We start from the raw sequence: 24,218 nt of genomic DNA on the forward strand, positions 1-24,218 counted from the left end.
GTCAGTTCTGAATAATCTCAACCGTATGGTTTTGTCCATCATCCCGCAGCGGTATTCTGTCATTAGGGAGGAGAACACCATCCAGTGTAACGCGATATTCTGCATCGCCGCGTGAGACACTAATCTGATAATGGCTTTCGCCATATTGATAAGTCATAGAAAAAGACGGCCACCCATCCGGCAACCGGGCATGAACCGTAAGGTCAGCACCGGAACGTTTTATCCCCAGTAATTCCTCGGTAAGTAAACGCCAGGCCCAGCCTGATGAACCGGTATACCAGCTCCATCCGGCACGTCCGATGTGGGGAGCGACGCTGTAGACATCAGCGCTCATGACATAAGGCTCGGCTTTATAAATCCCGACTGAGTTCGCATTCAGAGTATGATTTATCGGGCTGAGCATGGACCAGAGTTGCCAGGCACGTTCGGCATTCCCCATTCGGGCAAATGCCATCACAGCCCAGATAGCGCCATGTGTATACTGCCCTCCGTTTTCCCGCACACCAGGCAGGTAGCCCTGTATGTAACCCGGATTTGGACCGTGCCCATCGAAAGGCGGCGTTAATAGTTTTATCAGTCCCCCCTCACTATCCACAAGGTGTTTGTCCAGCGCCTGCATGGCCTTTGCGCACCGTCCCGGGCTAGCGGCCCCGGACAATACTGACCAGCTCTGGGCAATCGCATCAATCCGGCAGTCCTGTGAGGCTTTCGACCCTAGGGGAGTACCATCGTCAAAATATCCACGCCGGTACCATTCCCCATCCCAGGCGTGGGCTTCGAGATTGCTTTGCAGGCGTACAGCCTGTGAACGGCACATTGAGGCGACGCTTTCATCCAGCCTGCGATCAGCCAGCGCCGCAAACCGCTGCAAAATGTCGAACAGGAAGAAGCCCAGCCAGACGCTTTCACCCTTGCCGTCGATCCCCACCCGGTTCATGCCGTCATTCCAGTCACCCGCCCCCATCAGCGGCAGACCATGCTCCCCGAACTGTTGTCCATACTTAATGGCTTTGACGCAGTGTAACCAGAGAGTCTCTTCGGTACCGCTGATCACCGGCGTATCATAGGCAGACTCTTCACCAGGCTGAAGCGGACGTCCCTCCAGATAAGGAATACGTGTTTCCAGTACCTCCATATCCCCCGTCGTTTCAACATAGTGGCAAACGGCAAGCGGAAGCCACAGATAGTCATCGGAACAGCGCGTGCGCACCCCGTTGCCGTGTGGCGGGTGCCACCAGTGCTGTACATCACCCTCAATAAATTGCCGTGATGCACACAGGATTATCTGTTCTCGCATCCGGTTCGGATCAGCATGGCTCAGCGCCAGCGTATCCTGCAGTTGATCGCGAAAACCAAATGCGCCGCCGGACTGGTAGTAACCGCTGCGAGCCATCAGGCGACAGGCTACCGTCTGGTACAATAGCCAGCCATTCACCAGTAAATTTACCGATGTGTCGGGGGTGTTAACCACGATTTTATCGAGCACATTGTGCCAGTGGTTGTGAACCCGGTTCAGCTCCTCGCGGACCGTCTCCTCATTCATATAACGGGCAAGCGTCTCCTGAGCTCGAATATGATTCTCCTCTGCGCCGAGGATAAAAATAAACGTCCTCTGATCCCCATCAATTAATGTTACCGCCGATTGTACTGCCCCGCAGGGATCCAGACCGGCGCCCGTTTTACCTGAAAGCCTGCGTAGCTTCATGACCGACGGGGCGTGCAGAGAACCATTACGACCGATAAACTCCCGGCGATCCCCGGTCAACGAACAGTCATTACCGCTGACGGCAAAAAAGGCAGTACGACCGCTACCGTTATCGCCATAAAAGTTGTTCGCCAGCACTCCGCAGCCGCCAGGCGGTCTGGCCGCATGTGTCACAATGTGAGGGGCTGAACGAGTTCGTGTTCCTCCGAGCGTCCACTCCACATAGCCGGTGACGGAAAGTTTTCGTGTCCGCCCCGAAGAGTTACTGAGCGTCAGGAGCGCCAGTTTAACCGGCGCCTCTTCGGCAACCAGAACCGTCAGCTCGCTGTCTATACCATTCTCTCGATGGGCAAACACGCTGTAACCAAAACCATGGCGGGTCAGGTAATCACCATGTCCGCGAACAGGTAAAGCCGTCGGTGACCAACACTCACCGCTCTCTTCATCGCGCAGATAAAACGCCTCGCCGCTGCGATCGCTCACCGGATCGTTCTCCCACGGTGTCAACCGGTATTCATGTGCATTCTCATACCAGGAGTAGGCCTGTCCCGCCTCTGAAATCACAGTGCCAAAACGGGCATTTGCCAGTACATTTGACCAGGGTGCCGGTGTCTGCGCATCTTCCCGCAGAACAATCTGATATTCCCGACCATCCTGAGAAAATCCACCGTACCCATTGAAATGGCATAACTGACTGATATCGGGACTCCAGTCCGTATGTTGATTACGCTCGCGTACAGCTCGTGGAATGAGTGCTCTGGCCTGAGGTTTAAGGGTGTGAGTACGCTGATTAAGCTGCTCATTGATACTGCCTGTGCGGTCATCAAGATAAAGACAGGCCACGCTCATCAAAAGCAACTTATCCTCAGCAGAGAGATGCTCGCCATTACGAACAAAAATACCGCCCGTTTTGTCCAGCAGACTGGCTTCAGACCCGGCATAAATTAAGTCCATAATCTGATTTTGTAAGCCCTGCTGGTAGCCGCCGGGGCTGTTATTCAGGATAACCAAATCAACATCCAGTCCTTTCTGTCTCCAGTAACGGTGTGCCTGAATCAGTGTGGTCACTGAAGCAATACTTTCCTCGCTGGTAATACTGAGCAGCACTATCGGCAGATCGCCTGAAATTGCCCAGCCCCACAGACCGGACTGACCACGCCGGTTGCGGCTGATCGCCTGGCCTTCGGCGCGCAGCTCCTGGACAGGGTAAAGCACCGCGCTGGCAAGACGATTAAACAAAGTGGCATCATCTTCACTGGCGTTCATCTGGCGTAATACCACCAGACTGTGAGACCAGGCCAGTTCAAAGACGCGATCAGCGATAGGGTAATCGCGGTATTTTTCCAGCAACGCCAGACTCTGCTGGCGGGCCTCACTGATGCCATAAATGATATCAATCGTGACCGGCTGCCCCGGCTGCAGAGTGATGGTGTGGCGTATTGCCAGGATCGGATCCAGCACTGACCCCGACGTGTTGCTGAGCGCCCCGCCTGCCTTTATTGCCTGGGCATCCGCAGGGTTTCTGCCACGACCAAGAAATTTTGCCCTGTCTGTTTCAAACGAAACGTTATGACGGTTATCGCCATGCACCACCATCATGTGAAACAGGCAGGGACTCGTTTCACCCGGAGAACGCGGGCGCCGGTGGCAAAGAATAGCGTCACGCTCAGGATCCAGTTCCGTCTGAATAAACAGATTGCTAAATGCCGGGTGTGCCAAATCGCTGGCTTCAGGTGCCAGTACTACTTCGGCATAGGTTGTCAGTTCCAGAGAGCGGGGCTGGCGACCACGATGAATCAGTGTGAGCCGTCGCAACTCAATATCATCCTCCGGGGAGATCACAACCTGAGTTTTGACGCTGAGCCCATCAAAAGTGCGTCTGAATTCAGCACTCGCATCGGTGAATATCACTTCCTCGTCATGCCCGCTGGTGTGGGCTGTTGGTTGCCAGGTATTGCTCGACACATTCCCCGTCTGTATATCGCGGATATAGCAGAATGCTCCCCAGTTATCGCGGGTGGTATCACTGCGCCAGCGCGTAAGCGCAATATTATTCCAGCGACTGTAGCCGCCGCCGCCCGTGGTCAACATCAGATGATAATGGTTGTTGGACAGCAGTTGAATATCCGGGGCCGGCGTGTCCACGCCATAGAAAATACGGGGTTCATAGCGAACGGGTTTGACCCTGCCCTCATGAGATTCAAAATGACGGCGCGGACTGTACAGATCGACCGCATCTGGCACGCGTTCCTGTAACAGCAGGCTCGCTGAGCGGAAGACCGTACTGGACATGAAGCGTTCAGTCATCGGGGCGTCAAGTAGCACATGAGCCAGCGCCTGAAATGCCATGCCCTGGTGATGCGCCATCCAGGACTGAACCACCGCATAGAGCTGACCGGTTGCGAGGCGAGAGGGAGTATAGTCCAGCGCTTCATAAAAACCGTATTCACCATGCGCGCCATTTTTTTGCAGCCTGATCAGGTTCTCACAGGCTTTCTGTGGCGAGACCATTAACGCCAGCAGTGTGGCGTAAGGGGCGACAACCATGTCATCAGCAAGCCCCCTGCGCAGGCCGAGACCCGGCACACCAAATGCCTGATATTGATAATTATGCTGAACATCAAAAGCATGATAACCAGACTCTGAAACGCCCCACGGTACTCCGCGTTCTTTCCCCCAATGAATCTGGCGCATTACCGCCGACTGACTCATTTCATCGAGCAGGCTGCCAGGCCAGGTGGGCATTACCAGATTCGGCATCAGGTATTCAAACATTGACCCGCTCCATGACATCAGGGCGGTTTCATTGTCAATGGTGGTGAACAGTCGCCCCAGCGCGTACCAGCTTTTAAGAGGTAGCTGATTAGTGGCAATGGCAAGAAAGCTGGTCAGGCGGATTTCAGACGGCAGAAGATCGTAGTGGCTCTTGTCAGGCATATTCGTGTCACAGTTATAGCCAACACTGAGCAGACTGGTTGCTTCGCTGTACAGAAAGGCGAAATCCATCCGGGCATGCTCATCCAGCCGTTGTTCAAGTTCAGTGATAATATTGAGTCGCATCCGTGCCTGCTCCGTCGCTGACGCCGGGGGGGTTCCTACACCAGTAAATGTTGCGCGCGCAAGCTCGCATAAAGTCGGCAGCGTCTGTTCGTTCCAGGATGCAGGTAACCAACCAAGCAGCAGCGACCACTCATGGCAAAGCTGAACCAGTTGATGCTCCAGATGTCCTGCCCAACGCATCTGAAGAGGAGATCCCTGATGGCATAGCGTGTTCAGGTGATTGCACTGGGTGCGCATATTTTTCAGCTCGCTGAAAAATGTCTGCGGAGAGAGCGACACCGCGCTCAGGCAGTGTTTTCGCAGCAACCGCAAGCTGTCAGGCGGGTTCTGACCCCACTGTTTTTCCAGAATATCCAGCGTATCGTTCAGCCCTGCCAGTATATGTTGGCTGTTTAGAACTGGCTGATGACGCATGGCGGACAGCCCTGCACGCAGTGTCAACAAATGCCCTGCCATGTTGCCGCTGTCAACGCTTGAGATATAGCGTGGGCTGAGGGGGGCCAGCGTACGAGTGTCATACCAGTTGTAGAGATGGCCCCGGTAGTGCTCCATTTTATCCATTGTGTCGAGCGTGAGCGATACGCGCCGGAGCACTTCCCCGCCGGGCAGGTAGCCAAAGTCCCATGCCGTCAGGTTAGCCATGAGGGAAAGGCCAATATTGGTAGGAGAAGTTCGATGGGCCACCGTCGGCTGCGGTATTTCCTGGTAGTTATCAGGCGGAAGCCAGTTCTCTTTTTCTGTGGCAAAGGTTTCAAAAAACGCCCAGATTTCACGGCTTGTTTGGCGCAACAGCTGTTTTTGTTCCGGATTGGGCGAAAACACCTTACGCGCAGGCTGGCGACTCAACCAGCTCATCAGCAGCGGTGCCACACACCATAACAAACCGATCGGCAACGCAATCCCCAGCAGTTGTGGAGCAAATTGTCCGGTCAGTATTATCAGCATCACACCACATGCAACATTCAGCCACATCGCCTGATAAAAAAGCGCGACAGTGGGTCCGGCCTGATTGCTGTCCTGGCTGTGGCTGACCCACTGGCTGAGGTGACGCCTGCTGATCCCCAATCGCCATAACGTCACGGCGATTGCTTTTAGCGAATATCCGGCTTCGTGCGGCAGTATCGCAAAATTAAGGCCGATACCTGACAAACGCTTCAGCGCGCCCGCCCCTACCAGTAACAGATGCGGCTTCAGGCGGCGACGCAGAGGTTTATGCAGCAGGTCATGGGTGATGCAGAGGATGGTTGGCAACAGCCATATCAGCGACAGTACGCCCAGCCAGTAAACCGGATTAGGTACCCCTAGCAGGGTGAAGAACAGCAATACCAGTAATGAGGGGGCGACCAGACTGCGACGCAGATTATCGAGTAATTTCCAGTAAGAAAGCGCGGTCAGCGGATTCCTGGTCCGGGTTCCATCGGCTCTTCTGACACGTGGTTTCAGCCAGTTAAGCAGTTGCCAGTCACCCCGGATCCAGCGTGAACGGCGTGCAACATCCGACAGATAATTATTCGGGTACTGTTCATAGAGTAACACCTCACTGAGCAGACCCGAACGTGCATAGCATCCTTCGAGTAGATCATGGCTGAGAACCAGATTTTCCGGGCAGGTGTTGGCCGTGGCCTGCATAAAAATGTCAACATCGTAAATCCCTTTGCCCACGAACGATCCTTCCCCAAAAAGATCCTGATAGATATCCGAAGACATCATCGAATAGGGATTATTGCCCGGTATGCTGCTGCGCATGGCGGCGTAACGTCCCTGACCGTTGCGTGGTATCTCCTCCGCAAGGCCGGGTTGTAAAATGCCAAATCCTTTGACAACCCTCTGGCGTACCGGATCATACTCTGGCGTATTCAGCGGATGCGCCATCGTCGCGACCAGTTTGTGCGCCGTATCGCGCGGCAGCACCGTATCACTGTCCAGGGTAATGACGTATTTAATTTGGCCCGGTAAAAGGTTAGCAGGCATGTCTGCAACGCTGACGAATTGTGTCCCCGGATGGCGCAACCAGCTGTTCAGTAACGCCAGTTTTCCCCGCTTGCGTTCATAGCCCATCCACGTTCCTTCCGCGGGGTTCCATTCAGGCTGGCGGTGTAGCAGGTAAAAACGTGGGCGGCTGGAGGGATAGCGGCGATTCAGCGCCTGCGTATCGGCGATCGCCTGTCTGAGCAGCATCTGGCTTTCCGGCGAGGGTTCATTTGCAGAATCAGCGAAATCAGTGAGCAGCGCAAACCTGAGATTTTCGTTTTCATTCCCCAGCCAGCAGACTTCAAGACTGGTGAGGAGTTGGCTGAAACTTGCGTGGCTGGTCAGCATGCAGGGGATGACTAACAGGGTGGCGCTGTCAGGGGGAATGCCGGTTGAGAAATCCATCCGCGGCAAGGGGCGAGGAACGCGAAAACGGGTGGTGGCGTCACTGAGTAAATCGCTCATCAACTGAGTTACAGCGATAATCAGAGGGAATATCACCGCGATCAACAGCCAGTCTGCGCCCTGCATGGCTGTTTCGTGCAAAATTGCCGCGGTCGTTGCGGTTGTCAACAACGCCAGGCTTCCAAGCCATGACAGCAGGGTTATTCTGTTGAAACTGTGCCGCAGGCGCATGAGCCTTGAGGTGTCAGCTAACAGATGAATTTCCAGCGCCTGCCGACCTTCGCCTGCGAGATAATAACCAATATGATGTTCCAGTGTATCGGGAGCACTGTTTCCTGAAAGCGTCAGCACCCTGTCAGCAACTTCAGGCTCGCTGAGACCACTGTCTCTGGCCAGTACCTCAACAACGTGCCGGTAATGATCCCGGGTATTGAAGTGCATCCGAGGATAGATACCGGCAGGATCATTGCGTAATGCCTGTTCGACGACACTTATCGTTTCGGCAAAATCAGCCCAATCCGTTTCACTCAGTAATCGCAGACCCGCGATGCTGTTACTGACAGATAGCTGGCTGGCGGCAAGCTGTTGATTGAAATTATGTATGAGAACGTCGGTGGTGATCCCCTGTTCCCGAAGGCACTGATCAACCCAGGTCAGAGGTAACGACAGCGCATTGCCATGCCCCTGCAGGCGCCGCACCAGCTCTGCGACAAACGCACTGGTTAACGTAGGTCGGGAGCGTGCCATATCGGCAACAACCATGATTAAATCGCCAGGGGCATTCTCTGCACATCCGAAAATCTTTGTTATCCACATATCAGCCAGCGTTCTGTCCTGCTGCGCTTTGATCACTTCGATACTGATACGACGAAGATTTTCAATCAGCGCCAGGCGCAGCATTCCCGGTAACGCCCAGACTTCACCTAATGTCAGCGGGGTCACCTGTTGATAGGCGGTGAGATAGCTGGTCAGGCTGGCAGCATCCCAGCGCCCGTCACCGTGAGCAATGGCCTCTGATGCAATATTGTAAATTCGTGGGCAATTCAGCGGCGACATCAGCGACGGGAGACCTTTACCAAAGCTTTTCGGCAAGTGCTGGCGGACAGTGCGGATTTGTTCCTCAATCAGATAATAATTGTCCAGCAACCACTCCCCGGCAGGCATGATACTGGTCTTTTTACCCGCGTTAAGCTCATAACAGCTTTGGGTAATGATGGCCTCATTCTCGCCGAGTCTTTTTAGAAGATAATAAGGATGTTTATCCGGCGATAATTTATGGGTCCGTGCGAGCTTCTGACCGTAGCGTTCCATCTGGGCGGTCGAAAAGAGTTCTGACTGCAGAGTGCTTTCACCGGCAGGATCGTTCGCCGAAAACGTTACGCTTTCGGTAGCATTCATCGGAATAAGGGAGCGGTTAAACCACGCCCTGGGGTTCATTTTCATAGCATTGCTCTGATGCAGAGTTAGCATGCAGGAGCAGTTGCGAAATCAGTTCAGAAACGTTCTCTCAGGATGGGCGTAAGGCATCAGGGATTTAACAGCTGCCGGGATTTGACTTAAGTATAGAACACCGGGTTTAGGTGCAACTAAGTGTCAGGGTTATCGTGGTGAAACAAACAGTGTTTTACAGCCAGGACACAGCATTGTCTGCTTAAGACGAATTTTAGAAATAGATTGGGATGAACGTAAGCCGCAGGCCGGGCAGATGACAGTAGTCGTCGATACGCCGCCGAGGTACTTCATTGCGTAATCGATGAGAGACATGGTGATTACCCTTTCGATGAATGAGATTCACTGTACCACGTTTGGATAAAATTTAACCATTTAATTTATCTTCCTATTTTTTATCCAAAAGGGGGATATCACAGTGTAGATGACGACGTTTGCCAAGATAGATATTTGCAGCCACAGGGGCCGTTGAGACCGTTGCTCCGCCACTCTTGGATACGGCTCCCTGCAGCCCGCTCAGGTATACAATGACCCGCTTCGATATTTTTTCCGGGAAATACTATGATATTTACCCTGAACTTTTCCTTTATGTCTTAGTCTAATAATCAAATCCATCTGAAATGAAGAAAATTTATGATTACCAGCCTTTCATTGGTATTTACCGTCATTACCGCTCTGTGCATTATGTTGTTTGCTGCGGTAAAAGTAGGTGTTGGGTTATCTAACAATCCCGACCGAAATGATAATTAACCCATTCGCAGGCTACTACGTCATCCCACTCCCCTCAATGTGATACCCACTGACCACGAAATATTCGACAAGTGCATTCCCTGCCCTGAGCCAGCAGTAGCCCGATAGCGCGGGCTGGCATCGGAAAAGCCCCATTAAAAAGTCAGGCCTTGTCTCTATGGTTAAAAATGAAGGTTTTGACAACATCCAAATTTTTTGACAGCAATAAAAAAGCATTACCTTTTAAGATAATGCTTTTCATTCAAGCTGGGTCTTTTAACAATTAGATCAATGTAATTTTAATATCATAGCTTTCAAGCCCAGTCATTTTTTCACGAGCAGTAAACTGGATGTCGGAAACTTCTTTTCCTGTCTTTTTTTTGAGTTCAACAATTTTTTTTGTAATGAATTCAGAAATATCCGCTTCAGTTTTTGTTTTTAACTCTTCGACGTTCATTATTTACCTCTCTTGATCTCTAACGTATCAACGCCAAGTATGTAACATTCCCCGTGGAGCACTTATAACAGCGCTGACATGTTTAAAAGATAGAATGGAAAGACTCAATAATCAAGAGGTTGCAGTACAATCTTCATACAAGAAAAGCGCAAAACATCTGCAAACCACTGGACTACTATCTCGGTCGGTAAAGAAACAATCAGATGTCACTTCAAAAGCTTCGATGCTGCCTCGAGAATCTCTTCGGAACTGACATCGCGATCAGAGGCAACATAAACTATTTTATGGTCTCCTGTCAGAGATGGAAATCCTGCTGACATCACGGACAGGTGTGCTTTTTCCCCATTGGGAAACTCACGCATTATCGAAGTAATTCCCTTCATTACGGATACAACAACTGCCGGTTCTGAGTTAAAAAAAACGATTACTTTTTTCATAATGATACCGTGATTGTTCGTACAAAGATGAACGGTTTAGCATACAAAAAAGGCTCCATAAGGAACCTGAACTTTATTTTCTAAAATCTAACAAAGTCTGACCAGAACGAATGTATAGCGCAATATTGTCAAATGTAATCATTACCGATTTGCAAAAAATACATTTTGCTCCGAAAGGATTTTTTTCAGTAACATCAAAGCTCGACGTTCTGTACTGAGATCCGTGGCAACACGGGCATCTGAAGTGAATATGATGTGTAATAACAGTTACCTTATACAACCACGACATTAACTGCTGAGGGGCCTTTAGGTCCCTGTTCAACACTAAACTCAACTTCCTGATTCTCATTCAGCGTCTTGAAATCATTACTCTGGATAGCAGAAAAGTGTACAAACACATCTTTACTGCCATCTTCAGGGGTGATAAACCCAAAACCTTTTTCAGGATTGAACCATTTAACTAAGCCAGTCATTTTATTAGACATAATTATTACCTTTCTTGAGTAAGCCCTTGGGCAGAATGGTCCGAAAAAATCATCAGAGAGAAAAGCCAGCAAGGAAGTCTCAACAGGAACAAGAAATAAAATTATTACAGCACTTGCTTTAGATAAATTCGTTACAAACCAAGAATTCATTAACGCATGATTAACCAAACATAGCAAGATTTAGTTTTATAGGGAAATCGCACATGATTCTTATCATAAAAATGAATTTAAATAGCTTAAATCGAAAATTATGTCATGCTGCTTAAGACCTTTATCTATCACCCTAAGTTTTCAGGGATTTTGACTCACGGAAGAGTCGTATTTCCTCCATCTCAGCATAATATTTAGCTTCTACTACGAAATTTCCGAGCATGTCAGAGAGGATTACAACGTCAGCTCCGGCTGTTTTGCTTTTGGCAGGAACGGCAAGATTTCCGGTGTGCTTTGCGGCATTCAGGCGGCGGGCAAGATTTGTGGTATCGGTGTGCGACTGGCAAAGAGTAACAGACAGGATAGAAAAAGCCGCATATGGCTGCCTGGGTTATATTTATCAGTAGATTGATCGCGTCTTAATGCCCGGCTGACACTAAGCTCACCATAACAATGCAAAAATCCTATTGTTGGTGCAAACGCACCGTCATAGCGCATCACTGAAACAATATGAAACAATCAAACAATCAATGCCCATGCTTTTTTGTTTGTTGTTGACATTTAAATCTGCCATTAATTAGGAACCGAATCTGTGGAGGATATTTATGCTCAAACTTTTCCATTACCATTCTCAATACTGGATATTTCTCGCACTTGCACTTTCTGTTTACGTAGTTGCTTTTCGATAACACATGAATAGGTTGTGTACTGCTTCCATCTAATGTAGCCAGAACTTATATCTCATGAGCTTTGGTCCGGGCCTTAGCTCATCAAAGTGCATATGTTATAAATATAATGATACCGTTGCTGATATAAAGCCGTGCACAGAAACCATCTGACCTGTTTTGCTTAGCCTTATAACAACCTGAAAAAGAAAACGTTTTAAACATGCTAACCAGTATTTTGGAAGTCCACAACTTTTTAATATCTGTCAAAGTCAACATGTTGAATTTAAGTCAGGGGCCACTCAAGATGTGTAGAACCGCTTACCACCATAATGGCAAATCCAAAGATAATGTGGGTATTAAAAATTACCTCTTCTTTCGCTACTGCATTAGCAATTGATTAACAATAACCTATGTCAGGCATCGCCCTCCTTTTTTATAAGTTAAAAAAGTAAGACGAGATTATTTTTTCAGTGTATATCTGAACATTCTTTATAATTCTGTCTATGTTAAAGATTTTAACCAATGAAAAACAATATTTTTTCCATTGAACGGAATAAACCGATAAGTCCTTTAGAACTTAAGATTTACCGCAACTATCGCGTAGTTCATGGGATCCGTATTGCTTTAGCATTTGTTATAACTTTCTTACTGATAAGAATGTTGAATTTACCAGACCACTCCTGGCCCCTGATTACACTGGTTGTGGTCATGGGACCAATTAGTTACATGGGCAATGTGATACCCAGGGCACTTGAACGTATGGCGGGAACTGTAGGGGGTGCGATTTTGGGGATCATCGCATTACACATTGAAATGTACTCTCTCACTATGATGATGCTGTGGTGTGGATGCGCAGCTTTCCTTTGTGGTTTTCTGGCCATGAGTAAACGTCCCTATGCCGCATTATTGATTGGTATCACGCTAGCGGTTGTCAGCAGCGCTCCTGCAGGAGACTTACAAACAGCATTGTGGCGAAGCACCAACATTATTATAGGATGCATTCTGGCGATGTTGTTTACCAGCATTTTTCCCCAAAGAGCATTCATTAACTGGCGTATACAACTTGCTGACTTTCTTTCTGATTATCTAAAAATAACAACTGCGGGAGTCTCCCGAAACGTTCTTGCGCCCCCGAGAATGGCCAAACTTCAAACGCGAGCGCTGAATAATGTAGTAAAAATGCGCAGCCTTATTACACCAGTAAATAAAGAAACAAAGATTGCGAAGAGTCTACTTGAAGATATTCAATCGATAACCCGCGATATGATAGCGGCGCAAAAATTTCAGATAAATGCCCACTGGGCATCCCGTGGCAGTCGATTTCTCATATTGAATACTCATACGCTGTCAGATATGGAACAAATGACCCGTAGCACCCTCAACACCCTCGCACATGCCTTGCATGAAGGAAACCCAACGCCGATAGCATCAAATAGCGAGCATCTTCTCGAAATTACTAAAGAGTTGCATTGTCTTTTACTCGCCAATGAGGGCGAGGAAATCATTGAAAGCGCCGTTCACGGATATGTCTGGTTGAGCATTCAACTTGCTATTCAACTTGAAGCACTATCAACCCTAATCACAAAAGCGCTTACAGAAAATAATTGATTTCAATGTCAACCGACAAATATGTAATCATTATTGCCTCACACCGTCCAGATATCACAACCTATCTTTTAGTAATGAAAAAGGCCCATTCTATTGTGTGGGCCAGAAAAGAAGAGTTTTGCACTACCAGGCTGGATGCCTCTCAGTAGGTCTTTGATTGAGAAACCATAATCCGTGAGCACCGTACGTGATTTATAACACGTTTACAGAACAGATTTTTTCCTGATAAATATCAATATTTCTCTTATCTCATCGGCCTCTTGACCGTGCAAGGCATGACTTTTCCGTTCGAGCAAATCAATGATATTCCCTGTCGTAACCCTTTTGCCATTTTCAAGTAGCTGGATAACTGTTTCACCAATTTCCTGGGCCATAATATGGTTTTGTATGATTCTCAATGCGTTGCCCTTTATATGGTTATTAGTAATACCGTTACACATCAGGCATGATGTTAATAGCAAAACAAAAAATACAATTCTTTGCCCAACTTACTTGTATGTTGCACGGATACCCCTGAAATGACAAAACCCCGTTAGAACGAGGTTTTTATTCATGGTGTAGCCATAGAGGATCAAACCCTCGTCTCCTGCAAGTTCAAAAGTCGCCCGCTCAATTCGATGAGGTAGTAGCTGACTGACGGCCCTTGTTGGACTTAAACCAGTGCCTGGCAATGATAATGAATCTTGCCGCCTTAACTGGAAGGTCAGAGCCAAATGTTACTTTCGCAACACCTGTTCATTTGATTTACTGGAAGTATATGGCGCATAGTTATCTGGTGTGATCATTGATGATTTACAAAAAATACACTTTGCACCAAAGGGATTTTTCTCAGTCACATCAAAATGGGAAGTTCTGTACTGTGACCCATGACAACAAGGGCACTTAAAATAAATATGGTCGGTCATGATGTTAGCCTTTATTTGCTACAACACTCACTACCGCAGTGATATCCAAAAGATCTATTTAACTAATAGTTTCTCTTGGTTTTCAGTATCAGGTTACAACTCACTATTAAAAGCAATAAAAAATAAATATTTCTTATCAGTTCACATGAGGAATCTAAAATAATATAATTTTCTTTATATTATAGCACCAGCGATTTTTGGGATGTTGTTAGCTTTTACGAATGCACTTAAGCGTGCAAGAAAAACTACAGAGGTAAAACAACAAATGACATTCATAAAATAATCATTTCAACTGTTCTACCCAATGATTAGACTCAGACATCTGTTCAGCTTTATGTCGACAGATGTTGAGTTTCTGAAAAACCAATATATCTACTCAGGCATTCACCGTCTTCGCTATCGTATATTGGTTTACATCAGGAAAAATATCAGGCAGCTACAACGTTTTCAGCTGACGGCCCTTTTGCACCAGCAGTAATGCTGAACTCAACTTTTTGGCCTTCATTCAGCGTTTTAAAGCCACCACTCTGAATAGCAGAGAAGTGTACAAACACATCTTTACTACCATTGTCAGGGGTAATAAAACCAAAACCTTTAGACTCGTTAAACCATTTTACTAAACCAGTCATTTTATTAGACACAGGTAATTCCTTAAATTCTATGTAGCCTTACGGCGAAAAGGGCTTCGCACACAATCTAATTAGTAACGATAAGAAGGCTCAAAAGAAAGGATTATCTGTGGATAACGCTTGAGATGAGAACTGCTTTACTAAACCGCTTTAATGGGTCTGTGTACCTAACCAACCCCTCATTAATCACACACCCCACAAACAATAGCAAGTTATTTTTTCATTTAATTTTTCGCAAAATCTTAGAAATGGAAACTGAGACAGCATAATCAATGAGTTCTGTTCACTAGCAATAACATACTGCCGGTCGTCCCCTGGATAACGAAAAATAAAATAGAATATATTTATCAGCAACTTAAAGGAAACCCCGTTTCAATCCGTAAAAATCCAGCAACGAATTTTCGTGCTATTTTTCGCAGCTGAGGAAATTAATAGCAACAAAGAAAATCATTTCTTCCAACCAGTAAATTCTGAAACAGCCATAACATTTACAAAACTATGCTCCTTTTGTTTCATATCAGTGTATTATCAGAGAAGGAAAATTAAAAAAATTGAAGGAGAAAAAATGCAACGACAGGCAATGATTTCATCAAAAATAAAATTTATTGGTTACTACCCATTAGAAAAGATACTGGAGATTGGTTTCGTAAATTCTTCAACTTTCCAGTATGTGGGCGTTCCTGAAAGCATCTATAACTCTTTTCTCACGGTGCAATCTAAAGGCCGTTTCTTTGACGGTGTCATTAAAGGTAAATTCTTGTGTCGTAAAACAGGGTGATTCAAGAAATTTACGCTGTAGATAGCGTAAAACGCCGTTCTGGTGTTTTCTGTTTTTGTTACCACCGGGCCAGGAAATTGATATCCCAAAAACCACTATTCCCGTCAATTTCGTTACCCTTCGTTAAGCATGCTCCCTGCAGCGTTCACAGGTTTCAAACACTGGGACGCCATGCTCTTTCGTGGCTTTGCAGTCAAGTACCTCCCCTTTACCACCACAGCGGTAGCTTGCGCTAATTGTTCCCTGAACCGATTGCTATACCGCCACTCGCAGTCAGCAATGAGTAAAGCTGGTCATTTAAATGGCCTTTTTTTCCCGATCATCCTAAAAATTGTTGTAAAATTCGCGGCCTTAGTGATAGCTGCTTCTTTTTGGCTATCTGTTTTGGCGGGAAGTTTTGGAGAGATTTTGGAGAAGAGAAAAAGTTGATTATTTTCAATACTCTGAAAACATCGCGCCTTCTGAACAAGAAGGTGAAACGCGAATGATCGGTCGGCTGCTCAGAGGCGGTTTTATGACCGCCATCTACGCGTATCTGTATATTCCAATCATTATTTTGATTGTGAACTCCTTTAACAGCTCGCGCTTTGGCATCAACTGGCAGGGTTTTACCACCAAATGGTACGGCCTGCTGATGAACAACGACAGCCTGCTACAGGCAGCGCAACACTCGCTGACGATGGCGGTGCTATCCGCCACGTTTGCCACGCTGATCGGCTCACTCACAGCGGTTGCACTGTACCGCTACCGTTTTCGCGGTAAACCGTTTGTCAGCGGCATGCTGTTCGTGGTGATGATGTCGCCGGATATCGTAATGGCGATTTCTTTGCTGGTGCTGTTTATGCTGATCGGCATTCAACTGGGTTTCTGGTCACTGCTGTTCTCGCATATCACTTTTTGTCTACCTTTTGTGGTGGTGACGGTTTACTCACGTCTGAAAGGTTTTGATGTACGAATGCTTGAAGCCGCCAAAGATCTCGGCGCCAGTGAAGTGACTATTCTGCGCAAGATTATACTGCCTCTGGCAATGCCTGCAGTGGCTGCCGGCTGGTTGCTGAGCTTTACGTTGTCGATGGATGATGTCGTCGTGTCGTCCTTCGTTACCGGGCCTGGTTATGAAATTTTGCCGTTAAAAATCTACTCAATGGTAAAAGTCGGCGTATCACCAGAGGTGAACGCGCTGGCGACCATTTTGTTGGTTCTGTCGCTGGTTATGGTGATTGCCAGCCAGCTTATTGCACGTGATAAAACCAAGGGCCGCTAAGGCCCTTAATTCAGGGGACGTTAAATGATGAAAAAATGGTCACGCCACCTGCTCGCGGCGGGTGCTCTGGCACTGGGCATGAGCGCCGCTCACGCTAATGACAACAACACGCTCTATTTCTATAACTGGACCGAGTATGTCCCGCCTGGACTGCTGGAGCAGTTCACCAAAGAGACCGGCATTAAGGTTATCTATTCGACCTACGAGTCGAACGAAACCATGTACGCCAAGCTCAAAACCTATAAAGACGGCGCATACGATCTGGTGGTTCCGTCCACCTATTACGTCGATAAAATGCGCAAAGAAGGCATGATCCAGAAGATCGACAAGTCGACGTTGACCAACTTCCACAACCTCGATCCGGAAATGCTCAACAAGCCATTCGACCCCAACAATGACTACTCTATCCCGTATATCTGGGGTGCGACGGCCATTGGCATCAATAGCGATGCCATCGACCCGAAAACAGTAACCAGCTGGGCCGATCTGTGGAAACCGGAGTACAAAGGTAGCCTGCTGTTAACGGATGATGCGCGAGAAGTGTTCCAGATGGCGCTGCGCAAGCTGGGATACTCCGGCAATACCACCGATCCTAAAGAGATTGAAGCCGCCTATAACGAATTGAAGAAGCTGATGCCTAACGTCGCGGCATTTAACTCTGACAACCCGGCCAACCCGTATATGGAAGGCGAAGTCAATCTGGGGATGGTGTGGAACGGCTCCGCGTATGTTGCGCGTCAGGCAGGTACACCGCTGGAAGTGGTATGGCCGAAAGAAGGTGGGATTTTCTGGATGGACAGCCTGTCTATTCCAGCAAACGCAAAAAATAAAGAAGGTGCGCTGAAGCTGATTAACTTCCTGCTACGCCCGGACGTGGCGAAAGAAGTCGCGGAAACCATCGGTTATCCGACGCCAAACCTGGCAGCACGTAAGCTGTTAAGCCCTGAAGTCGCGAACGATAAAACCCTTTACCCGGATGCAGAAACCATCAACAAAGGGGAATGGCAGAACGATGTCGGTTCCGCCAGCGCTATCTATGAAGAGTATTATCAGAAGCTGAAAGCAGGACGTTAATTCAGCGTTGTAAGGAATGCCCGATGGCGCTGCGCGTATCGGGCATAAAAATCACAGTCCTTTCAATAATTTCTCAACAAACTCAGGCACCACCTGGCTTGCCGGACCGTAATACTTCTCTTCAAACTCGCTTCCTACCTGGCTCGGTTCGAGATTTAGCTCTACCGTATGCGCCCCATGTAGTCGAGCTTCATGCACAAACCCCGCTGCCGGGTATACATGGCCCGATGTACCAATCGCAATGAACACATCGGCCATTGCCAGTGCCATATAAATTTCATCCATGCCCAGCGGCATTTCACCAAACCACACCACGTGCGGGCGCAGTGGCGCCGGAAACTGGCAACAATGGCATTTATCTTCCGCAGTCACATCGCCAGTCCACTCCAGAATCTGCCCGCTTTGAGAACAGCGAACCTTGAGCAGTTCGCCGTGCATATGGATTACGTTCTGGCTGCCCGCACGTTCATGCAGATTATCAATGTTCTGCGTCACCAGTAAAAAACGGTCGCCCAGCTCGGCTTCGAGTTTTGCCAGCGCGATATGCGCCGCGTTAGGCTGGATTTCTGACTGTTGCAACTGATGACGACGGGCGTTATAAAACGACTGGACCAGTTGCGGATTACGACTAAATCCTTCCGGAGTCGCAACGTCCTCTACCCGATGTTCTTCCCAGAGACCATCCGCCGCGCGAAAGGTTCGAATTCCTGACTCAGCGGAGATTCCCGCTCCCGTCAGTACCAGCACTCTTGGTTTTTCCATCAATTCAGGCACCACTCTGTCTCTGAAAAAGATTCGTTGACGCAGGCGATCGCGCATATGGCGTTTATTTTTACGAAAGCGGCTTAACCGATGACCCCGGCGCGACAGCATAACAACCTCTTTGTATTAATCGGTAAGATGTAGGAAAGCGGCTCCGCGCATCCCGCCCGCATCACCGTGCCGCGCCTGCTCAATACGCGGCACCCGGGCAACCGGCAGCAGATGACGTGGCAGTCGGTCCGCCAGTTGCGTCGTAATAGCGGTAAAATTCGACAAGCCTCCGCCAATCACCACCAAATCAGGATCGACGATAGTCAGGATATTCCCAAGGCACACCGCCAGCAAATCCAGATAGCGTTCAACATGGGCACGTGCTTGTTCATCACCCTGCTCCCACAGCGCGATAATTTCACGGGCATCCAGCGATTGATGGTAGTAATGCTGATACAACCACGCAAATCCACCGCCGGAAAGATAGCTTTCGATGCATCCCAGTTGACCGCACCCGCAGCGGCGCAATGGGAAATCAAAGCCCATCAACGTCAGCGCATCGACTGGCAAACGGATATGACCAAACTCGCCGGTGATATAGCTGCGTCCGGTGATGGATTTCCCGTTAAGCACCAGACCGCCGCCAACACCGGTGCCGAGGATCAACCCCATCACGAGCGGATATTGGGTGAACTCGTCATCCCAGGCTTCGGAAAGAGCAAAACAGTTAGCATCGTTATCCAGACGCACATCGCGGTCAAGGCGAGCGCTGAGATCGGCGCGGAGCGGCTTACCACTGGCAGCAGGAACGTTGGCCGCATACAGCGTGCCGTCTTCCGTCTCCGGCATGCCAGGAATGCCGATGCCTACCGAACCTTTAACGCCGAACCGCTGGTCCGCTTCCGTCACCAGATTGCAGACCGCATCAAGGAAAGCGTCATAGCTGTCGCGAGGCGTAGGGACGCGTGTTTCCCATTGCAAACGACGTTGCTTATCAAACACGCCCAGCGCAATTTTGGTCCCGCCGATGTCAAATCCGTAATACATCACCGCTCCTTGATACACGTCATCCTTCAAGATGCCTTGGGGTTGGCTGCGCCCTCCCCCTCCAGTCACATCGTTATCTATGCTCGTGGAGATTTCGGTTTGCCGCCTTACCGCCGCATGAATGCTTTCGTGTATATATTGTTATTGGCCGCTAAGTACTCTCGCAGGATCAATATTGCTGGCGCGACGCGCCGGATACCAACTTGCCAAAAGACTCAGCACGAGTGCTGTCACCAGCACGTAAATCACATCCAGCCAGTGTAATTCCGATGGCAGGAAGTCAATGAAATAGATATCGCCGGACAGGAACTGATGGCCGATAAGCGCCTCAATACCGTTAATGATCGGCGTCAGTTGCAGCGAGACAACCACCCCAATGACGACGCCTATCAGGCTACCGAACAGACCCGCCAGCAGGCCGTACCAGACAAAAATGGCACGGATAAGGCCATCTTTAGCCCCAAGGGTTCTTAATACCGCAATATCGCCGCTCTTGTCTTTTACCGCCATCACTAACGTGGAAACGATATTAAAACAGGCCACGCCAATCACCAGCACCATCGCCAGATACATAATGGCGCGGATCATCTGGATATCGCGATACATATAACCGTAAGTACCGATCCAGCTCTTAATGTACACATAGTTATTGGTGACTTCACCCGCGTCTCGCACCAGCTTATTGGCGTTAAACACGTCGTTCACTTTCAGCGCGATCCCGGAAACGCTGGATCCCATATCCAGGTATTGCTGCGCATCTTCCATTGGGATCATGGCAAAGCTGTGATCGAGCTGACCGCTCAGTTGCAGGATCCCCGTGACGTGCAAACGCACGCGTTTAGGCTGCTGTAACTTATGATCCGCACTGGCGTTAGGGATCATAATCGATACCCAGTCGCCCTGCTTCACCTTCAGCGCATCGGCAATTCCCTTACCAATAATGATTTGTTGCTCACCCGCTTTGAAATTATCCCATGCGTGGTTTTGCACAAACGAGGGTAGCGCGCTTAAACGCTGCTCCTGCTGCGGATCAACGCCCTTCACCTGCACTGCGCGTAGGTTCGCCCCACTCTCCACCAGCCCGGTAAAGTTAATATAAGGCGCCGCAGCGGCAATGCCTGGTACCTTCTGTACCTTGTCGAGCGCTTCCTGCCAGTTGTTCCACGGCTGGTTCACGGCTTCAATCTCACCGTGCGGCACCACGGCCAGAATACGGTTGTTCAGCTCACGCTCAAATCCGTTCATGGCGCTTAAGCCGACGATCAACACCGCGACGCCCAACGCAATGCCAACGGTGGAAATCACGGAAATCAGCGAGACCATGCCGCCGCGCCGCCGGCCACGGCTAAAACGCAGACCAATCAATAACGATAAAGGCGAAGCCATTACTCAGCTCCCATCAGGCTCAGTTCAGCCGTCAGGCGACCATCGCGCATTTCAAGCTGGCGGCTCATGCGCTTCGCCAGTTGCAGATCGTGTGTCACCACCAAAAATGCCGTGCCCTGAGAGCGGTTCAGCTCACCCAGAAGCTCGAAAATGCTGTCCGCGTTACGCGCATCAAGGTTACCCGTTGGCTCATCCGCCAGTACCAGGCGCGGGTTATTCACCAGCGCACGAGCGATGGCCACGCGCTGGCGTTCACCGCCTGAAAGTTCAGACGGACGATGGCTGGCACGGTGGTCCAGCCCTACTGCTTTCAGCATATCCCGTGCGCGCTCGGTGATTTCAGCCGGTTTTTTCTTGCCGATCAGCAACGGCATCGCCACGTTTTCCAGCGCGGTAAAGTCCGGCAGCAGATGGTGGAACTGATAAATGAAGCCCAGCTTCTGATTACGCAGTTCCGCTTTCGCCGCCGACGAGAGTTTGCTCATCGGCTGACCGCTAAAAATGACATCGCCGGAAGTTGGCGTATCCAGACCGCCTAACAGATGCAGCAACGTACTCTTACCGGAACCGGAGCTGCCGACAATAGCCATCATCTCACCTTCACCGACGCAAAAACTGACATCGTGCAGTACATCGGTCTGCACTGTGCCTTCCTGATAGCGTTTGCACAGGTTGTCGCATTGCAACAGGATCTTATTCATAACGTAAAGCCTCAGCGGGTTGAGTGGCGGCAGCGCGCCAGGAAGGATAAAGCGTAGACAGCAGCGCGATGGCCATCGCCACCAGCGCAATGACGATAACCTGCAGCGGCTCAATGGCGACCGGCAGCGCAGCCCCATCCAGAAGCACACCGATAATTGGCATCAGGTTGTTCAGTTGACTGGCGAGTAATGCGCCCAGCACCGCGCCCAGCAGCGCGCCGATAATCCCGGCACTGGCCCCCTGAACCATAAACACCATCATTATCTGCCGCGGCGTCAGCCCCTGCGTTTGTAGAATCGCCACTTCCCCTTGCTTCTCCATTACCATCAGACCCAGCGAGGTAATAATATTAAATGCCGCCACCGCCACGATCAGGCTAAGCAGCAGCCCCATCATGTTTTTCTCCATACGCACGGCCTGGAACAATTCCCCTTTGCGCTCGCGCCAGTCCTGCCATTTGGTACCTTGCGGCAGCGTTTGCTGGCTCAGCGTATCAACCTTTAACGGTTCGTTGAGCCACAGACGCCAGCCGGTAATATTGCCCACCGGGTAACGCATCAAACGTGACGCATCCTGGATGTTGGTCAGCATCTGGTAGCCGTCGACTTCGCTGTTGGCGGCGAAGGTGCCAATTACCGTAAACAGACGCTGGCTCGGCAGACGCCCCATGGGGGTAAACTGGCTGGCTGAGGGCACCATCACGCGAATTTGATCGCCACGATTAACACCCAGTTGCCCGGCAAGCTGCTCTCCGAGGATGACATTATACTTACCCGGCTGCAGATCTGTTTGCTTCACATTGACCAGATATGGCGTTAATGGATCTTTTTGCGCCGGGTCAATACCCAGCATCACGCCGACTGCCACGCTACGCGCACTTTGCAGTACCACATCCCCCGTGGTTATCGGTGCGACGCGGTTGACGCCGTTCAACACCACCGCTTTTTCCGGTAGCTGTTGCGGGTTTAGGGAACCCTGTTCAGACGAGAGGACGGCCTGAGGCATCAGGCCAAGAATATTGTTTTGCAGCTCGCGCTCGAAACCATTCATCACCGACAACACCGTAACCAGCGCCATTACCCCGAGAGTAATGCCAATGGTGGAGAGCCAGGAAACGAAGCGACCGAAGCGATCTGCTGCACGCCCACGCATATAACGCAGGCCGATGAATAGAGCGACAGGTTGGTACATGAAATCCGTCTGGTTGCTGTTAGCAAAGTCACGAGTATATAAGCGAAAGCGGAATGGGTAAATGACTGAACCGTAAGTGTTCGTCAGCACTATTCTTAAAAGTATAAATAAATCAAACCGCTAAAGTTGTCCCTCTCCCCTGCAACCCTGCTCCCTGACCTTTATCCTAAAAAAACAAAATGCAGACAGTTACGCATTACAGCGCACAGCGGGTTGCGCAGGATGGCAGGCTATTGCAATCAATATGGATGCGCCGTCTCAATGAATAAAAAAGAACTATGGATTAATCAAATCAAGGGGTTATGCATTTGCCTGGTGGTGATTTACCACTCGGTGATCACATTTTACCCGCACCTCACCACTTTTCAGCATCCACTGTCAGAGGTGTTGAGCAAATGCTGGATTTACCTCAATTTGTACCTGGCACCGTTTCGCATGCCGGTGTTTTTCTTTATTTCGGGGTATCTGATCCGTCGCTACATCGATAACGTCCCGTGGACAACCTGCGTGGAGAAACGGATCTGGAGTATCGCCTGGGTGCTGGTGCTTTGGGGAGTGGTGCAATGGCTGGCGTTGGTGACGCTCAATAACTGGCTCGCCCCGCAGCGCGATCTGACCCATGCCGCCAACGCCGCTTATGCGGATTCGATTGCGGGTTTTACCCACGGGATGCTGACCGCCAGCACCAGCCTGTGGTATCTGTACGCGCTGATTGTCTATTTTGTTCTGTGTAAAATTTTCAGCCGTTGGGCGATACCGTTGTTAGCATTATTTGTGGCGCTGAGCGTGGCGATCAATTTTTTCCCGACCCCATGGTGGGGAATGAACAGCGTGATTCGCAATTTGCCCTGGTATAGCCTCGGCGCATGGTTTGGCGCAATGTTGATGGCGTGGATCAAGGAGGTGCCCCTGCGCCGTCATGCGGTCATTGTTCTGGGTTGCACAATCGTCGCCGTCGTCGCGTGGCTGGCAAATGTCTCGCTATTGCTTTCTCTCCTTTCCATTGTGCTGATCATGAAGCTGTTTTATCAGTTCGAGCTCCACTTTGGCATGCGCGCGTCCAGTCCGTTAAGCGTGATTGGCGCCAATACCATCGCCATCTACACCACTCACCGTATTCTGGTTGAGCTGTTCAGCTTAACGCTTATCCCCAAAATCAATCATGCCGCCTGGCCTGCATACGCGGAGCTGGCCCTGCTACTGGTGTATCCGTTCGCCTGTCTGCTGCTGTGCACCCTGTTTGGCCTGCTGGTGCGTAAGATTTCACAAAAAACCGTGGCCGATCTGCTCTTTTCCCCACCCTCTTTATCGCTCGCCTCGCGCTAACCCCTTCGCGCTTTTTGCCCCCATTCGGGGGCGAATCAA

General features: G+C 49.6%; 19 protein-coding genes and 1 pseudogene. 5 read left to right on the top strand and 15 right to left on the bottom strand.

The window, feature by feature from the left end; genetic code table 11:
* Position 1: 1 nt before the first annotated feature.
* From HV350_RS14770 to cspG, 6 genes are all read right to left on the bottom strand, one after another.
* Positions 2-8,584 carry a glucoamylase family protein gene (locus HV350_RS14770; RefSeq protein WP_181628807.1) on the bottom strand — a complete coding sequence of 2,861 codons (8,583 nt, stop codon included), beginning with the start codon at positions 8,582-8,584 and terminating at the stop codon, positions 2-4.
* A gap of 156 nt (positions 8,585-8,740) precedes the next feature.
* The gene (locus tag HV350_RS26530; protein ID WP_175299807.1) at positions 8,741-8,905 is read right to left on the bottom strand and encodes a YnfU family zinc-binding protein; all 165 of its coding nucleotides are present in this window, start codon (positions 8,903-8,905) and stop codon (positions 8,741-8,743) included.
* Positions 8,906-9,602: 697 nt separating this feature from the next.
* Entirely contained in the window at positions 9,603-9,776 is a 174-nt protein-coding gene (locus HV350_RS14775; RefSeq protein WP_016152691.1) for an addiction module toxin, GnsA/GnsB family, read from the bottom strand.
* 206 nt (positions 9,777-9,982) lie between these two features.
* Positions 9,983-10,213 carry a hypothetical protein gene (locus tag HV350_RS14780; RefSeq protein ID WP_019076503.1) on the bottom strand — a complete coding sequence of 77 codons (231 nt, stop codon included), beginning with the start codon at positions 10,211-10,213 and terminating at the stop codon, positions 9,983-9,985.
* Between the two features lie 73 nt (positions 10,214-10,286).
* Entirely contained in the window at positions 10,287-10,475 is a 189-nt protein-coding gene (locus HV350_RS14785; RefSeq protein ID WP_087121842.1) for a cold-shock protein, read from the bottom strand.
* Positions 10,476-10,485: 10 nt separating this feature from the next.
* Positions 10,486-10,698 (bottom strand): cold shock protein CspG, encoded by a 213-nt coding sequence (cspG, locus tag HV350_RS14790; RefSeq protein WP_047359315.1) that lies wholly within the window; start codon positions 10,696-10,698, stop codon positions 10,486-10,488.
* 1,340 nt (positions 10,699-12,038) lie between these two features.
* Between cspG and HV350_RS14795 the strand changes: the two genes are divergently transcribed.
* Positions 12,039-13,124: an FUSC family protein gene (locus tag HV350_RS14795; RefSeq protein WP_047359316.1), complete on the top strand. Its 1,086-nt coding sequence runs from the start codon at positions 12,039-12,041 to the stop codon at positions 13,122-13,124.
* Positions 13,125-13,327: 203 nt separating this feature from the next.
* Here the strand turns inward: HV350_RS14795 and HV350_RS14800 are convergent, their stop codons facing one another.
* The 3 genes from HV350_RS14800 to HV350_RS14810 all read right to left on the bottom strand — a co-directional run bounded on the left by HV350_RS14800 (position 13,328) and on the right by HV350_RS14810 (position 14,670).
* Positions 13,328-13,498 (bottom strand): hypothetical protein, encoded by a 171-nt coding sequence (locus HV350_RS14800; protein ID WP_223949811.1) that lies wholly within the window; start codon positions 13,496-13,498, stop codon positions 13,328-13,330.
* 342 nt (positions 13,499-13,840) lie between these two features.
* A complete protein-coding gene (locus HV350_RS14805) occupies positions 13,841-14,029 on the bottom strand; it encodes a cold-shock protein (protein WP_071600303.1) in 189 nt (62 codons plus the stop codon).
* A 428-nt stretch (positions 14,030-14,457) separates the two neighbouring features.
* Entirely contained in the window at positions 14,458-14,670 is a 213-nt protein-coding gene (locus HV350_RS14810; protein WP_005127641.1) for a cold-shock protein, read from the bottom strand.
* A gap of 553 nt (positions 14,671-15,223) precedes the next feature.
* Here HV350_RS14810 and HV350_RS14815 point away from each other — a divergent pair.
* On the top strand, positions 15,224-15,436 hold the full coding sequence (locus HV350_RS14815; RefSeq protein ID WP_016152687.1) for a KTSC domain-containing protein: 213 nt from the start codon (positions 15,224-15,226) through the stop codon (positions 15,434-15,436).
* Between the two features lie 138 nt (positions 15,437-15,574).
* Here the strand turns inward: HV350_RS14815 and HV350_RS14820 are convergent.
* Positions 15,575-15,682 (bottom strand): annotated as a pseudogene (locus HV350_RS14820) (antitermination protein); the annotation flags it as partial.
* A gap of 238 nt (positions 15,683-15,920) precedes the next feature.
* Between HV350_RS14820 and potC the strand changes: the two are divergent.
* A complete protein-coding gene (potC, locus tag HV350_RS14825) occupies positions 15,921-16,700 on the top strand; it encodes a spermidine/putrescine ABC transporter permease PotC (protein WP_003030794.1) in 780 nt (259 codons plus the stop codon).
* A 27-nt stretch (positions 16,701-16,727) separates the two neighbouring features.
* Positions 16,728-17,774 carry a spermidine/putrescine ABC transporter substrate-binding protein PotD gene (gene potD, locus HV350_RS14830; protein ID WP_029139492.1) on the top strand — a complete coding sequence of 349 codons (1,047 nt, stop codon included), beginning with the start codon at positions 16,728-16,730 and terminating at the stop codon, positions 17,772-17,774.
* A 51-nt stretch (positions 17,775-17,825) separates the two neighbouring features.
* Here potD and cobB read toward each other — a convergent pair whose 3' ends face one another.
* The 5 genes from cobB to lolC form a co-directional block, all read right to left on the bottom strand.
* A complete protein-coding gene (gene cobB / locus HV350_RS14835; protein ID WP_016152685.1) occupies positions 17,826-18,647 on the bottom strand; it encodes a Sir2 family NAD+-dependent deacetylase in 822 nt (273 codons plus the stop codon).
* Between the two features lie 15 nt (positions 18,648-18,662).
* The gene (gene nagK / locus HV350_RS14840) at positions 18,663-19,574 is read right to left on the bottom strand and encodes an N-acetylglucosamine kinase (protein WP_016152684.1); all 912 of its coding nucleotides are present in this window, start codon (positions 19,572-19,574) and stop codon (positions 18,663-18,665) included.
* Positions 19,575-19,715: 141 nt separating this feature from the next.
* Positions 19,716-20,960: a lipoprotein-releasing ABC transporter permease subunit LolE gene (gene lolE / locus HV350_RS14845; protein ID WP_016152683.1), complete on the bottom strand. Its 1,245-nt coding sequence runs from the start codon at positions 20,958-20,960 to the stop codon at positions 19,716-19,718.
* On the bottom strand, positions 20,960-21,661 hold the full coding sequence (gene lolD / locus HV350_RS14850) for a lipoprotein-releasing ABC transporter ATP-binding protein LolD (protein WP_003832278.1): 702 nt from the start codon (positions 21,659-21,661) through the stop codon (positions 20,960-20,962). Before lolD ends, lolE begins: the two co-directional genes overlap by 1 nt.
* Positions 21,654-22,853, bottom strand: coding sequence for a lipoprotein-releasing ABC transporter permease subunit LolC (lolC, locus tag HV350_RS14855; protein ID WP_003030806.1), 1,200 nt, complete (start codon positions 22,851-22,853; stop codon positions 21,654-21,656). The genes lolD and lolC overlap by 8 nt, the downstream gene beginning before the upstream one ends.
* 261 nt (positions 22,854-23,114) lie before the next feature.
* Between lolC and HV350_RS14860 the strand changes: the two genes are divergently transcribed.
* The gene (locus HV350_RS14860; protein ID WP_181628808.1) at positions 23,115-24,179 is read left to right on the top strand and encodes an acyltransferase family protein; all 1,065 of its coding nucleotides are present in this window, start codon (positions 23,115-23,117) and stop codon (positions 24,177-24,179) included.
* Positions 24,180-24,218 lie beyond the last annotated feature (39 nt).

It is taken from the genome of Citrobacter sp. RHBSTW-01013 (genome assembly GCF_013781985.1).
Taxonomy (GTDB): Bacteria; Pseudomonadota; Gammaproteobacteria; order Enterobacterales; family Enterobacteriaceae; genus Citrobacter; species Citrobacter braakii.